Annotated in this window: 11 protein-coding genes; 9 read left to right on the plus strand and 2 right to left on the minus strand. The window is 64.6% G+C overall.

Features of this window, described 5'->3' with window-relative positions; translation table 11 throughout:
* Nucleotides 1-235 precede the first annotated feature (235 nt).
* Complete coding sequence (locus C7402_RS42025) at nt 236-1429, minus strand: M20 aminoacylase family protein (RefSeq protein WP_116614775.1); 1194 nt, start codon at nt 1427-1429, stop codon at nt 236-238.
* 177 nt (nt 1430-1606) lie between these two features.
* On the opposite strand from C7402_RS42025, the gene C7402_RS42030 reads away from it, so the two are divergent.
* Entirely contained in the window at nt 1607-3685 is a 2079-nt protein-coding gene (locus C7402_RS42030) for a molybdopterin-containing oxidoreductase family protein (RefSeq protein ID WP_116614776.1), read from the plus strand.
* Nucleotides 3686-3828: 143 nt separating this feature from the next.
* Complete coding sequence (locus tag C7402_RS42035) at nt 3829-5502, plus strand: long-chain fatty acid--CoA ligase (RefSeq protein WP_112177541.1); 1674 nt, start codon at nt 3829-3831, stop codon at nt 5500-5502.
* Nucleotides 5503-5665: 163 nt separating this feature from the next.
* Here the strand turns inward: C7402_RS42035 and C7402_RS42040 are convergent, their stop codons facing one another.
* Complete coding sequence (locus C7402_RS42040) at nt 5666-6841, minus strand: porin (RefSeq protein ID WP_116614777.1); 1176 nt, start codon at nt 6839-6841, stop codon at nt 5666-5668.
* A 306-nt stretch (nt 6842-7147) separates the two neighbouring features.
* Between C7402_RS42040 and coq7 the strand changes: the two genes are divergently transcribed.
* The 7 genes from coq7 (at nt 7148) to C7402_RS42075 (ending at nt 14814) form a co-directional block, all read left to right on the plus strand.
* On the plus strand, nt 7148-7810 hold the full coding sequence (coq7, locus tag C7402_RS42045; RefSeq protein ID WP_112177539.1) for a 2-polyprenyl-3-methyl-6-methoxy-1,4-benzoquinone monooxygenase: 663 nt from the start codon (nt 7148-7150) through the stop codon (nt 7808-7810).
* A gap of 388 nt (nt 7811-8198) precedes the next feature.
* Entirely contained in the window at nt 8199-8627 is a 429-nt protein-coding gene (gene mraZ, locus C7402_RS42050) for a division/cell wall cluster transcriptional repressor MraZ (protein WP_027818006.1), read from the plus strand.
* A gap of 17 nt (nt 8628-8644) precedes the next feature.
* A complete protein-coding gene (gene rsmH, locus C7402_RS42055) occupies nt 8645-9598 on the plus strand; it encodes a 16S rRNA (cytosine(1402)-N(4))-methyltransferase RsmH (protein WP_112177538.1) in 954 nt (317 codons plus the stop codon).
* Entirely contained in the window at nt 9595-9951 is a 357-nt protein-coding gene (gene ftsL, locus C7402_RS42060) for a cell division protein FtsL (protein ID WP_116614778.1), read from the plus strand. Before rsmH ends, ftsL begins: the two co-directional genes overlap by 4 nt.
* On the plus strand, nt 9948-11834 hold the full coding sequence (locus C7402_RS42065) for a peptidoglycan D,D-transpeptidase FtsI family protein (RefSeq protein ID WP_112177536.1): 1887 nt from the start codon (nt 9948-9950) through the stop codon (nt 11832-11834). Before ftsL ends, C7402_RS42065 begins: the two co-directional genes overlap by 4 nt.
* Nucleotides 11831-13381, plus strand: coding sequence for a UDP-N-acetylmuramoyl-L-alanyl-D-glutamate--2,6-diaminopimelate ligase (locus tag C7402_RS42070; RefSeq protein WP_116614779.1), 1551 nt, complete (start codon nt 11831-11833; stop codon nt 13379-13381). The genes C7402_RS42065 and C7402_RS42070 overlap by 4 nt, the downstream gene beginning before the upstream one ends.
* Nucleotides 13378-14814: a UDP-N-acetylmuramoyl-tripeptide--D-alanyl-D-alanine ligase gene (locus tag C7402_RS42075; protein ID WP_116614780.1), complete on the plus strand. Its 1437-nt coding sequence runs from the start codon at nt 13378-13380 to the stop codon at nt 14812-14814. Before C7402_RS42070 ends, C7402_RS42075 begins: the two co-directional genes overlap by 4 nt.
* The last annotated feature ends 6 nt before the right edge of the window (nt 14815-14820 follow it).

The following is a 14820-nucleotide window of genomic DNA, read 5'->3' on the forward strand; positions in this document are numbered from 1 at the left end:
CCCTTCCCATCCCGAACAGGACCGTGAAACAACTCCACGCCGATGATAGTGCGGATTGCCCGTGTGAAAGTAGGTAATCGTCAGGCTCCTTATGCAGTAAAGTCCAGAACCCCGGTGTCTCCGAAAGAGAACCGGGGTTCTGGCGTTTACGGGTCTGAAATGCGTGTGCGGGCAAGGCACCGCGCGATATAAAAAAGCCGTCCTATGGACGGCTTTTTTGCTATGCAACACCAGTTCACTGCTGAGCCAGGAATTTCGTCGCAAGATGCACCCAGAACGACGACCCCACAGGCAGCAACTGATCGTTGAAGTCGTAGCTGGCGTTGTGCAGCATACAGGGCCCGGCACCGTGTCCCGCCTCCCGATGGCCGCCTTCTCCATTGCCGAGAAACGCGTAGCAGCCCGGCTTTTCAAGCAGCATGAACGAGAAATCTTCAGCGCCCATCGTCGGCTCGACTTTGGCATCCACGCGATCTTCACCCACCACCTCGCGCATGACCTCGGCGGCAAATTGCGTTTCGGCGCTGCTGTTCACGGTCGGCGGATAGTTGCGATGGAAGGTGATATCCACTGAGCAGTCGTACGCTTCGGCCGTGCTCTCGGCAATCTTGCGCAGGCGCGACTCGATCAGGTCGAGCGTATCGGTCGTGAAGGTGCGCACTGTACCCGCGATCCATGCCGTGTTCGGCACGACGTTGACCGCATCGCCGGCGTGAATCTGGGTGATCGACAGCACCGCCGTATCGAGCGGCTTTTTGTTGCGCGTGATGATGCTTTGCAGCCCGTTGGCGATCTGAACCGCCGTGAATACCGGGTCGCGTCCGTTGTGCGGCAACGCGGCGTGCGAGCCTACGCCCTTGATTTCAATGTGAAATTCGTTGCTCGAAGCCATGATCGGCCCTTCGGTCACGCCGAAGTAGCCGGCCGGCATGCCGGGCCAGTTGTGAATGCCGAAAACCGCATCGACGGGAAATTGCTTGAAGAGGCCATCGTCGATCATGGCTTTCGCACCCGCGCCGCCTTCTTCGGCCGGCTGGAAAATAAAGACGATGGTGCCGTCGAATTGACCATGCTTCGCGAGATACTGCGCCGCGCCGAGTAGCATCGCAGTATGGCCGTCATGGCCGCAGGCATGCATCTTCCCCTCGTTGCGCGAGCGATGATCGAAGGTGTTGAGTTCCTGGATGGGCAGCGCGTCCATATCGGCGCGCAGGCCGATCATGCGCTTGCCGTTGCCGCGTTTGAGCACGCCGACAACGCCGGTCTTGCCCATGCCGCGGTGCACCTCGATGCCCCAGTCGGCGAGCTTCGCGGCGACAAGGTCGGACGTCCGGGTTTCTTCGTAGCGCAGTTCGGGATGTGCGTGGATCGTTCGTCGGAGGTCCTGAATTTCGCCTTGGGCGGCCTGGATTTCCGGGATCAGTTTCATGGCGGACGGTGCTCGAAAAGTGGGCACCCGGCCCTTGTCTCCTCGGGGCCGGGTCTAGACGGACCATTCTACGCCGAACCTTTTTTTTCGCGCGAACCCTCGGGGTGCGAGCCAGCCGCGCACCCCGGACATAATAAAATCGTCCCTACGACAAAACGCCTCACCCACGGATTTCCGATGAACGCCCCAGCCGAATTTGCCCGTGCAGTCTGCCCGCACGATTGTCCCGATACTTGCGCGATGCGCGTGACCGTCGAAAACGGCCGGGCGATCAAGGTGAGCGGCGACCCCGATCATCCGCCCACGCAGGGCGTGCTGTGCACGAAGGTGACCCGCTATGCCGAGCGCGTTCATCATCCGAAGCGCGTGACGCAGCCGATGAAACGCGTCGGCCCCAAGGGAGAAGGGCGGTTCGAACCGATCAGCTGGGACGAAGCGTGCCGCATCGCGGCCGAGCGTCTTGGCGAAATCGCCCAACGCGCGCCCGAGGCGATCCTGCCGTACAGCTACGCCGGCACCATGGGGCTGGTCCAGGGCGACAGCATCGCCCAGCGCTTCTTCCACAAGCTCGGCGCCTCGCGTCTCGATCGCGCGATCTGCGCGGCGGCGGGCGCGGCGGGTCTGCGCTACACCTTCGGTTCGAGCCTCGGCATGCTCACCGAGCATTTCGCCGAAAGCGAAGTCATCCTCATCTGGGGTGCCAACCCGATCGCGTCGAATCTGCATTTCTGGACCCGTGCGCAAGAGGCCAAGCGTAATGGTGCGAAGCTTATCGCCATCGATCCCTACCGCTCGCTGACCGCCGAAAAGTGCCATCAGCACATCGCGCTCAAGCCCGGCACGGACGGCGCGCTTGCGCTCGGCATGATGCACGTCCTGATCACCGAAGACCGGCTCGACCACGACTACATCGCCCGCTACACGCACGGCTTCGACGCGCTGAAGGCACGCGCGCTCACCTACACGCCCGCGCGCGTCGCCGGAATTTGCGGCATCGAGGCGCAGACGGTCATCGATCTCGCCCGCCTCTATGCTTCCACGCGCAAGGTGGCGATCCGCATGAACTACGGCCTGCAACGCGTGCGCGGCGGTGGCAACGCGGTGCGCGCAATCGCATGTCTGCCCGCGCTGACGGGCGCCTGGCGCGAACGCGCGGGCGGCGTGCTGCTGTCGTCGTCGGGCTGGGCTCCCGTGGATGCGAACGCACTTCAGCGTCCCGACCTGATCCCCGGCTGGCCGCAGCATCAGCCTCGCGTCGTCAACATGAACCAGGTCGGCGACGCACTCACGCATGCGGGCGATGCAACGTTCGGCCCGAAGATCGAGGCGATCGTCGTCTACAACTCGAATCCGGTTGCGGTCGCGCCCGAGTCGGCCAAAGTCGCGGCCGGTTTTGCGCGTGAGGATCTTTTCACCGTCGTGCTCGAGCAGTTTCAGACCGATACGGCCGATTACGCCGATCTGCTGCTGCCCGCCACGACCCAGCTCGAACACCTCGACGTCCACAAGTCCTACGGCCACACGCATGTGATGGCGAATCTGCCGGCCATCGCCCCCGTTGGCGAGGCGCGCCCGAACACCGAAATCTTCCGGTCGATCGCGCGCGCGATGGGCCTGAGCGAGCCGGCGCTTTTCGAGAGCGACGAGGAGGTGGCGGCGCAAGCATTCGACTGGACCGATCCGGCGCTCGACGGTGCCGACTGGGCCGCGCTCAAGCGCGAAGGCTGGCTCAAGCTGCACATCGCCGAAGCCCCGTTCGCCGAAGGCGGCTTTCGCACGCCCACGGGCAAATGCGAGTTCTACAGCGAAGCGCTCGCGAAGGCCGGGCACGATCCGCTGCCCGATTACCTGCCTCCGCACGAATCGGCGGACGGCGCGCCGGAACTGGCCGCGCGCTATCCGCTCGCGATGATCTCGCCGCCCGCGCGCAACTTCCTCAACAGCACTTTCGTGAACGTAGAGAGTCTGCGTGCGACCGAAGGCGAACCGCACGTCGATCTCAATCCCGCCGACGCTGCGCCTCGCCAGATCGCCGACGGCGACGAGGTGCGCGTGTTCAACGACCGCGGCTCGATGCGTGCGCGGGCACGCGTCACCGACCGGGCGCGCAGCGGCCTCGTGGTCGGGCTCTCGATCTGGTGGAAGAAGCTCGCACCCGACGGCCGCAACGCCAACGAAGTGACGAGCCAGGCACTCACCGACCTGGGCGGCTCGGCGACCTTCTACGACTGTCTCGTCGAAGTCGAACGCGCCTGAATCCCGACTAAGTCAAACGAGGCCCGGAACACGTGTTCGAGGGGCCTTTCTAACTCGCTGATTTGCTGACATAAAAGCCGGGTCACCATGCTACGATCCGCTTTTTAGCACGACCATTCGAAAAATCAAGGAGGAGACGCCGCATGGAAAAAGTCTGGCTGAAATCGTACCCGCCCGGCGTTCCCGCGGAAATCGACGCGAGCCGTTATGCGTCCATCACGGCGCTGCTCGAAGAGAGCTTCAGCGAATACCGCACGCAGCCCGCTTTCGCGTGCATGGGCAAAGCGATCACCTATGGTGAGCTGGACCAGCTTTCGCAGCGTCTGGCCGCGTGGTTCCAGTCGCGCGGCATCGCACGCGGCGCGCGCATCGCGCTCATGATGCCCAACGTGCTTCAGTATCCGGTGGCGCTGGCTGCGGTGCTGCGCGCGGGCTATGTCGTCGTGAACGTGAACCCGCTTTACACGCCGCGCGAACTCGAACATCAGTTGAAGGACAGCGGCGCGGAAGCGATCGTCGTCCTCGAGAATTTCGCCGGGACGCTGAGCGCGGTCGCCGCCAATACACGCGTGAAGCACGTGCTGGTGGCGTCGATGGGCGACCTGCTCGGCGCGAAGGGTTTCATCGTCAATTTCGTCGTTCGCCGCGTGAAGAAGATGGTGCCCGCCTGGAACCTGCCGGGCCACGTGCGCTTCAATGACGCGCTCGCCGAAGGCGCGCGCGCGGGTTTCAAGCGTGTCGAGCAGAGCCCCGACGACGTCGCGTTCCTCCAGTACACGGGCGGCACGACTGGCGTGGCCAAGGGCGCGACGCTGCTGCACCGCAATCTGATCGCGAATGTATTGCAGTCGGCCGCCTGGACCGAACCCGCGCTCGTGAAGCTGCCGGCCGGCACGCAGCCGGTGACGGTCGCGGCGCTGCCGCTCTATCACGTGTTCGCGCTGACCGTCTGCGGGCTGCTGACGATTCGCACGGGCGGTTTCGCCATCCTCATTCCGAACCCGCGCGATATCGGCGGCATGATCAAGGAACTGCACGGCTACACGATCACGACGTTCCCCGCGGTCAACACGCTCTACAACGCGATCCTCAACCATCCCGAGTTCGACAAGCTCGACTTCACCCATCTGCTCGTGGCGAACGGCGGCGGCATGGCGGTGCAGGAGGCCGTGGCGAAGCGCTGGTACGAGCGCACGCATACGCCGATCGTCGAAGGTTACGGGCTCTCGGAAACCTCGCCCAGCGTGACCTGCAACCCGGTCACCGCAACCGAATACACGGGCACGATCGGCTTGCCGCTGCCCTCCACGGAAATTTCGATTCGCGACGACGCAGGCAACGAGCTGCCGATCGGCGAGGCGGGCGAGATCTGCATTCGCGGTCCGCAGGTGATGGCGGGCTACTGGCAGCGTCCGGAGGAAACCGCGAAGGTCATGACGCCCGACGGCTACTTCAAGTCGGGCGACGTCGGTCTCATGAATGCGCGCGGTTACATCAAGCTCGTCGACCGCAAGAAGGACATGATTCTGGTCTCGGGCTTCAACGTCTACCCGAACGAAGTCGAGGATGTCGTGGCGAAGCTGCCCGGCGTGTTCGAGGTGGCGGCGGTGGGCGTGCCCGACGAGCACTCGGGCGAGGCGGTGAAGCTCTATATCGTCAAGAAGGACCAGGCGCTCACCGACAAGGATGTGTTCGACTACTGCAAGACGCAGCTCACCGGCTACAAGCGGCCGAAGATCATCGAGTTCCGCAGCGATCTGCCGAAGAGCAACGTCGGCAAGATCCTGCGCCGCGAGTTGCGCGACGGCCGGGCTTGAAGGGGCAACGGAAGGCGCGAAAGAAGCATGAAGCAAGACAAGCGGCCTGCCCATCGAGGGCAGGCCGTTTTTCTTTGAGCGTTGCGCAACGCCGCGCTCAAGCCGGCGCGCCAAAGAAAAAAGGCGCCCGGAGGCGCCTTCGAGATTACAGCGACTGTTCTTATTAGAACTTGTGACGGATACCGACGCGAGCCGTGAACACGTTGTTCGTGCTCGACGGCGTCAGGCCGTTGATCGAGGCGACCGCCGAGTTGCCCGACGAATCGGTGCCCGTAGCGTGCTGGTACACGCCAATCAGGTACACGTCCGTACGCTTCGAGAGGAAGTAGTCCGTGCCGAGCGCGTAGTTGAAGTACTTTGCGCCGCTCTGGCTCGTGCCGTTCGCCAGCGTGGCGCTGTGGCCGTCCGTGTAGTCGAACGAGAAGCCTGCCAGCCATGCCGGCGTGAACTGGTACTTGAAGTTGGCTTCGACGTTGTTGAACGAGGCGTTCGAGCCGGTCTCGAAACGCGTCGTGCCGGTCGTGCCGAGGTTGCGGAAGCTGATGTTCGAGTACGTCAGGCCGAACGTCGCAGCGCCGAACGTGTATGCACCAGCTGCACCGATAACCTGGTACGTGTTGGCCGTCGCGTAGCCGCCGTAGATCGGGTTGCTCACAGCCGTCAGCGGCGAAGCGGTGCCGCCGTTGTTGAACAGGCCGCCGCTCGTGTTCGGCGTGCGTGCGTTCAGGTAGCCAACGCCGAGGGCGAGGGGGCCGTTGTTGTAGCCAGCGCCCAACGACCAGATCTGGTTGCCCGTGAAGTTGCCCGACTGACCACCGAAGCTGTACGTGCCGCCGAACGTCAGACCTGCGTAGTTCGTGCTCGTGAACTTGACCGTGTTGTTCGTACGGTAGGCGTTGTTGAAGTTGTCGATGTCGCCCGGGTGAGCTGCGATGTAGCCGCCCCACTGGTCGCCCGATTCGAACGGACCGACGTAGTCGACGACGGAGTCGTACTGGCGACCCAGCGTGACCGTGCCGAACTGCGAGCTGGAGAGGCCGACATAGGCTTGACGGCCGAACATCAGGCCACCCTGGCCGAGCTTGCCGTTGTTCACGTCGAAACCGTTTTCGAGCACGAAGACTGCCTTCAGGCCGCCGCCGAGATCTTCAGCGCCGCGCAGGCCGAAACGGCTGCCTTGCAACACGCCGCTCGACAGGTTGTACAGGTGCTTGCCACCCGAGTTCGTGTTGATGTTGAAACCTTCGTCGATGATGCCGTACAGCGTGACGCTGCTCTGAGCGTGAGCAACGCCCGCGAACGCGCCAAGCGCAGCGAGCGCGAGAAGCGACTTCTTCATTGAATGATCTCCAGTGTTTGCGAATCTTTTGCGTCTTGTAACGGGACCGGTTTTTTATCTAGCGTGGATCCCGTCCTTCTAACTTCGCGAGAAGTTGCACGTAATGTAACAAAAGGGTTAATAGTCACAAAGGAAAAGGCGGGGCACCGCTAAGTACCTGTTTCGTTTACACAACATGGCTTAGAATACGCAGCTATCTATCGGCGCTGCCCCTGGTTGACGGATCTCCGCGAGTTTGTGTAGTGGTGAGGGGCGGTCCGCGGCGAGCCGTATTTCGGCGCGCCAACGAAATGAAAGGGAGGCTGGATGACGCTAGATGATTTGATTACCGAATTCGATCGGGGCCTGCGCTCGATCACCGGCGTGACGCGTATGGCACGGCCGATGCCGCAGCCCACTCCCGTTACCATCGAAGTCACGCCGGACGGCGAGGCCGTGCCGGCCGGCAGCGAACTCACGCCCGCCGAGCGCGCACATGCCGCCGGCCTCATGCGCGTGAACCATGTGGGCGAGGTGTGCGCCCAGGCGCTGTATCAGGCGCAGAAAATGTCGACCCGTTCGCCCTCGCTCAAGGTCGCCTTCGACGAGGCCGCTCGCGAAGAAGAGGATCACCTCGCGTGGACCTCGCGCCGCCTTCAAGCGCTCGATTCGCGCCCGAGCCTGCTCAATCCGCTCTGGTATGCCGGCGCACTGGCGATCGGCCTCGCCGCCGGGCGTCTCGGCGACAAGGTGAGCCTCGGCTTCATGGCCGAGACCGAGCGCCAGGTCGAACATCATCTCGACAGCCACCTCGACAGCCTGCCGCCCGCCGACCTCGAATCGCGCGCGGTCGTCGAGCAAATGCGCACCGATGAAATGGCTCACGCCAGGTCGGCGACCGATCTGGGCGGTGTCGAATTGCCGCTGCCGGTGCGTTCGCTGATGCGTGTAGCATCGAAGGTCATGACACGCACCGCCTATTACATCTGACTGGATTACGTGGGCCGACAATCGCTGTCGGCTCATAATGCCGTTAATCTTTCAGAGCTTTCAGCCCTCCGATTAATCCCCGCAAGACCCCCTCGGCACGCCGCTTATCCCCGCGCTTTTCACGTATCACCTTCACAACCTGCGTTAGCTCATTCATTCATAACGGTTTTTGGCTTTTGGTCTGACTTGAACAAGTGCCGCTAAGTCCTTGTTCTAGCGGATAAATTTCGTCAAAAAACGTTCGGGCTCCCTTGACCCTCGTTGGGCGTTCCTCTAAAGTGGGAGACAGTGTGAGAAAGTGTATTTTTGTGTGATTTCAGACGCGTATTCAGGTAGATTTTCCGAGATTTAAGCGGGCGGCGAACGACGCCGCGTTAGGGGGAGCAAATTGTTCCAGGGGGCGTCGGCGCTAACACTCGATGCGAAAGGACGGATGTCGATTCCGTCTCGCTATCGGGATGCGCTGCAACAACAGGCAGAAGGCCGGGTGACGATCACCAAACACCCGGACGGCTGCCTGTTGCTATTTCCGCGCCCCGAATGGGAAGTGTTCCGTGCGAAGGTCGCCGCCTTGCCGATGGACGCGCACTGGTGGCGCCGCATCTTTCTCGGCAACGCGTCCGACGTCGATCTCGACAGTGCGGGCCGCGTGCTCGTCTCACCTGAATTACGTCTGGCGGCAGGAATGGAAAAGGAAGTCATGCTGCTCGGCATGGGTAGTCATTTTGAGTTGTGGGATGCGCAGACCTACGCCGCCAAGGAACAGGCGGCGATGGCGCAGGGCATGCCCGACGCCCTGAAAAATTTCACGTTCTGATCGCGGTTTAAAAAGCTATGGCATCTGCGATGGGACAGGGACTACAGCATCGCACGGTGCTGCTAGACGAAGCGGTGAACGCACTGATCACGCGCGCGGACGGCGTCTATGTGGACGGCACGTTCGGTCGCGGCGGGCACAGTCGCGCGATCCTCGGGCGTCTGGGTGAGGCTGGGCGCCTGATTGCGTTCGACAAGGATCCGCAGGCGATCGCCACGGCGCAAACCGTGGGCGACGCGCGGTTTTCGATCGTGCATGAGAGTTTTGCTTCGCTGCGCGACGAGCTCGCGTCGCGCGGGGTAGGGCGTGTGTCGGGAATATTGCTGGACCTTGGCGTGTCGTCGCCGCAAGTCGACGATCCGCAGCGCGGCTTCAGTTTCCGCGCCGACGGTCCGCTCGACATGCGGATGGACCCGACGCGCGGCGAGTCCGCCGCTGACTGGCTCGCTCGGGCCACGTTGCAGGAACTGACGGAGGTAATTCGGGATTATGGGGAAGAACGGTTTGCTTTTCAGATTGCAAAGGCGCTTGTTGCTCGCCGGGCAGAGTCCGACCGTCTCGGGCCTCTCGACAGCACGGGCGAGCTTGCCCAAATCGTGGCTAACGTCGTCAAAACCCGTGAGAAGGGTAAGGACCCGGCAACCCGCACCTTTCAAGCTATACGGATTCACGTCAATCAAGAGCTTGCGGAGCTGCAAGTCGTTCTAGAAGCAGCGTTGTCGTTGCTGGAACAGGGGGGGCGGCTGGTGGTCATCAGCTTTCATTCGCTCGAAGACCGGATCGTCAAGCGATTCATGCAGGCGCACGCGAGCGCGCCGGCGGTGGACCGCCGTCTGCCGATCCGCGCCGTCGACCTGCCGAGCCCGCCGCTCAAGCTGCTCGGCCGCGTGTTCGCGAGCGACGAGGAAGTCGCCGCGAACCCGCGTGCCCGCTCGGCCGTAATGCGCACCGCGGAGCGCATCACGCCATGAATCGCCTGAACATCTTCCTGCTGATCGTCGTCATGGGGTGCGCGCTCTCGGTCGTGAACGCCACCAATCAGCAGCGCCAGATCTTCATCCAGTTGCAACGCGCGCAGTCGCAGGAGCATCAGCTTCAGCAGGACTACGCACAGCTTCAATATCAGCAGAGCGCGCTGTCGAGAACGTCGCGCATCGAACAGATCGCCACCGACTCGCTCAAGATGCAGCCTGTCACGACCGGACGCACGCAATATCTGACGCTCGCGCCGGGCGCCGCCACCGCCGTCGACGCGCCCGTGCCGACCTCGGCGCCCCCGCAGGGCGCCGCGTCCACGCCTGCCCGCCGCGGAGGCACGCGATGAAAAAGGACAATCGCCGCAAGAGCGTTGCCTTCAGCGCCAACCCCATTCTCTCCGTGCGCCTGCCGATGTGGCGCTCGAAGCTCGTCGTGTTTCTGCTCTTCATGGCGTTCGTCGCGCTCGCCGCACGCGCGTTCTGGATTCAGGGCCCGGGCAACGCGTTCTATCAGAAGCAGGGCGAAAGCCGTTACCAGCGCACGATCGAACTGCCGGCCACGCGCGGCAAGATTCTCGACCGCAACGGCCTCGTGCTTGCCACGAGCCTGCCCGTGCGCGCGATCTGGGCGATTCCCGAAGCCGTGCCCGACGATCTCGGCGCCGACAAGCTCAACCAGCTCGGCGCGCTGCTCGGCATGAGCACGAAAGAGCTGCGCTCGAAGCTCTCCGAAGACAAGACGTTCGTGTACGTGAAGCGCCAGGTGCCGCTCGATGTCGCGCAGAAAGTCACGGCGCTCGACATTCCCGGCATTTATCAGCGCAACGAATACAAGCGCTTCTACCCGGAAGGCGACGTCACGGCGCACTTGATCGGCTTCACCAACGTCGAGGACGAAGGCCAGGAAGGCGTCGAACTGTCCGACCAGAAGATGCTCGCGGGCGTGCCGGGCATTCGTCACGTCATCAAGGACCGTATGGGCCATATCGTCGAGGACGTCGACGAAACGGTCGTGCCCCACGATGGCAAGGACGTCGAACTGTCGATCGACAGCAAGATTCAGTTCATCGCCTATTCGAACCTGAAAGCGGCCGTCGAGAAGTTCAAGGCCAAGGCGGGCGCGGCGATGGTGGTGGACGTGCGCACGGGCGAAGTGCTCGCGCTCGTGAACTATCCGACCTACAACCCGAACGACCGCTCGCACCTCACCGGCGAGCAGTTGCGCAACCGCATTCTCACCGACGTGTTCGAGCCGGGCTCGATCATGAAGCCGTTCACGGTGTCGCTGGCCCTCGATTTGCACCGCGTCTCGCCGACTACACTGGTGGATACGGGCGCGGGCCACTTCACCCTCGACGGCGCGACCATTACCGACGACGCCGGTTTTGGCGTGTTGACGGTGGGCGGCGTGATCCAGAAGTCGAGCAACATCGGCGCGACGAAGATCGCGATGACGCTGCGCCCCGAAGAAATGTGGGACATGTACACCAGCATCGGTCTCGGTCAGGCGCCGAAGGTCGGGTTCCCCGGCGCGGCGGCGGGCCGTCTGCGTCCGTGGAAAAGCTGGCGCCGCATCGAGCAGGCGACGATGTCCTACGGCTACGGCCTCTCCGTTTCGCTGTTCCAGCTCGCGCGCGCGTACACGGCGATCGCCCACGACGGCCAGATCCTGCCCGTCACGATCTTCCGCCATCCCGGCGATACGCAGCCCGTGCAGGGCACCCAGGTTTTCGCGCCGACCACGGCGCGTGAAGTGCGCACGATGCTGGAGAGCGTGGTGTCGAGGGACGGCACCTCGCCCGACGCCGCCGTGCCCGGCTATCGCGTGGGCGGCAAGTCCGGTACGGCGTACAAGCACGGCCCGCACGGCTACGACCATTCGAAGTACCGCGCGTCGTTCGTCGGCATGGCGCCGATGCCGAATCCGCGCATTGTCGTGGCCGTGACGGTCGACGAACCGACCGCCGGCAGCCACTTCGGCGGCGCGGTCTCGGGTCCGGTGTTCTCGGGCATCGTCGGCGACACGCTGCGCTCGCTCAACGTGCCGCCCGACATGCCGGTGAAGCAGCTCGTGGTCGAAGACAACAGCGCCTCGGCTCCCGCCGCCGCGAATGCACCGGGCGCGCCCGTGAAGCACACGGCGAATACGCCCGCAAACAAGAACACCGTCGCCGCGCGTCACATGACCGTCGCGGACAACGCGAAAAATCGACCCGGAGTCGTCCGATGAGCGCCACGCGCACCCAGCATCCCGCGCACCGGCAGATCGCGGACGCGCTCGCATGGCTGCGCGCGCACGTCGCGCCCGCAGCCGGCCTGCACGCCGACACGCGCTCGCTCAAGCCGGGCGACGTGTTTCTCGCCTACGCCGTGGAAGGCGCGGACAACCGCCCGCACATCGCCAATGCGATCGAGCGCGGCGCGGCCGCCGTTCTGTATCAGCCGGAAGGCTATGCGGGCGAACAGCCCGACGCTTCCATCGCACTCGCCGTGCCGCAACTCGATGCGCTCGCGGGCGAGATCGCGAGCGGCTGGTATGGCGACCCGAGCGACGCGATGCTCGTGGTCGGCGTGACCGGCACGAACGGCAAGACGTCGTGCAGCCAGTGGATCGCCACGGCGCTCTCGGCCATCGGCCAGAAGTGCGCGATCGTCGGCACGCTCGGCAGCGGCTTTCCGGGTCAGCTCGTGCACACGGGCTTCACCACGCCCGATGCGCCGCAACTGCAACGCAGCCTCGCACAATTGCGTGGCGAAGGTGCACAGGCTATTGCGATGGAGGTATCCTCGCACGCGCTGCATCAGGGCCGGGTGAACGGCACGTCGTTCGACATTGCCGTCTTCACGAATCTCACGCAGGACCATCTCGACTATCACCGCACGTTCGAAGCCTACGAGGCCGCGAAGGCGCGTCTGTTCGCCTGGCCAGGCCTGCGCGCGGCCGTCATCAACGCCGACGACGCAGCGGGGCACCGCCTGATCGCCGCCACGCGCGGCAAGGCGCGCACGATCGCGTATGGCATAGAGACGCCCGTCGCCGACGCGCCCGTGGCCGACGCCTGGCTGCGCGCGAACGACGTGCGCGCGACGGCCACCGGCACGTCCTTCCATCTGGAAACGTCGGACTGGGGCGAGGCGCGCGTCGAGGTGCAGGTGCTCGGCCTCTTTAACGTGAGCAATCTGCTTGGCGTGCTCGGCGCGCTGCTGGCGGCGAACGTGCCGCTCGTCGCGGCGCTCAACGAGCTCGCGAAGCTGCACCCGGTGAACGGCCGCATGGAGCGCCTGGGCGGCCGCGTCGATCACGACGAGCCGCTCGTGGTGGTCGATTACGCGCATACGCCCGACGCGCTGGAAAAGACGCTCGAAGCACTGCGTCCCATGGCGCTCGCGCGCGGCGGACAGCTCGTCTGCATGTTCGGCTGCGGCGGCGACCGCGATGCGACCAAGCGCCCGCTCATGGGCGCGATCGCGGAGCGCCTCGCCGACCAGGTGGTCGTGACGAGCGACAACCCGCGCAGCGAATCGCCGGCCGCGATCATCGACCAGATCGCGCAAGGCATGCGCGAAGCCGCGAAGGCGCGCCGCATCGAGGACCGCGCGAGCGCGATCCTGCAAGCGGTGCGCGGCGCGGCGCGCGAAGACGTCGTCGTGCTGGCCGGCAAGGGCCACGAGGCGACCCAGGAAATCATGGGCAAGAAGCGCGCGTTCTCCGACCAGGATCACGCGCGGCTTGCTCTCGCAGCCCGTGTCACACACGTGCGCGGAGGTGGTGAATGACAATGCTTTCCCTGCGCGAAGCCGCAGCGCTGATTCCCGGCGCGAGCGTACTCGGCGACGAGAACGCGACGTTCGAGCGCATCTCGACCGACAGCCGCGCGGCAGGCCCGGGCGATCTCTTCGTCGCGCTCAAGGGCGACCGTTTCGACGCGCACGATTTTCTCGGCGAAGTCGCGAACCGTCACGTGAGCGCGGCGCTCGTGTCGCGCAGTCCCGGCGACTGGCGCATGCCGGCGCTGCGCGTGGACGACACGCGCACGGCGCTCGGCGCGCTCGCGCTCGGCTGGCGGCGCCGCTTTTCGATGCCGCTCGTCGCCGTGACGGGCAGCAACGGCAAGACCACGGTCAAGGAAATGATCGCGTCGATCTTCGCGGCGGCGGTGGGCGAGAATGCGCGCCTCGCGACGACGGGCAACCTCAATAACGATATCGGCCTGCCGCTCACGCTGCTGCGTTTGAGCGGCGCGCACCAGTTGGCGGTGGTCGAGCTCGGCATGAATCACCCCGGCGAGACCGATCTGCTCGCGAAGATCGCCGAGCCTACGGTTGCGGTGGTGAACAACGCGCAGCGCGAGCATCAGGAATTCATGGCGACGGTGGAAGCTGTCGCGCTCGAGCACGCGAGCGTGATTCACGCGCTCAAGCCCACGGGCGTCGCGGTGTTTCCCGCCGACGATGCCTACGCGAGCATCTGGCGCGTGGCGGCAACCGGTTCGCAGATTCTCGACTTCGCGCTCCATACGGATGAAAGCGCGGTCGAGGCGGCGGTGACCGGCAAGCTCGTCGGTAAGCCGGGCGGCAACCGTCTCGCGATCGCGACGCCGGAAGGCCATCTCGAAGTGGCGTTGAAAGTGCTTGGCGCGCACAACGCGCGCAACGCGCTCGCGGCCACGGCCGCGGCGATTGCCGCGGGCGTGCCGCTCGAGGCGATCGGCCGCGGGCTGGAGGCGTTCGAGCCGGTGAAGGGCCGCTTGCAGGTCAAGCGCGCGGCGCTTGGCGAGCTGGCGGGCGCCACTGTGATCGACGACACCTACAACGCGAATCCCGATTCGGTGCGCGCGGCGATCGACGTGCTCGCTTCGCACGCGTCGCCGCGCGTGCTCGTGCTGGGCGACATGGGTGAAGTCGGCGACGACGGCCCCGCGTTTCACCGCGAGGTGGGCGCGTATGCGAAGGAGCGCGGCATCGACGCGCTCTACACGCTCGGCGACGCGGCGCGAGACATCACCGTTGCGTTCGGCGCACAGGCGCTGCACGCGGCGAACGTGGGCGAGCTCGTGCAGGCGCTGGCCGGAGCCGGTTACGGCGCGGGCGCAACGATCCTCGTGAAAGGCTCGCGTTTCATGCAGATGGAACGCGTGGTGGCGGCTTTGACAAACCCGCCCACGAATCCGCAAACCCCTGCGCCGGACGCTGCGTCCGGCGCGCACTGAAATACT

The organism is Paraburkholderia unamae, assembly GCF_003096875.1.
In the GTDB taxonomy this organism is placed as follows: domain Bacteria; phylum Pseudomonadota; class Gammaproteobacteria; order Burkholderiales; family Burkholderiaceae; genus Paraburkholderia; species Paraburkholderia unamae.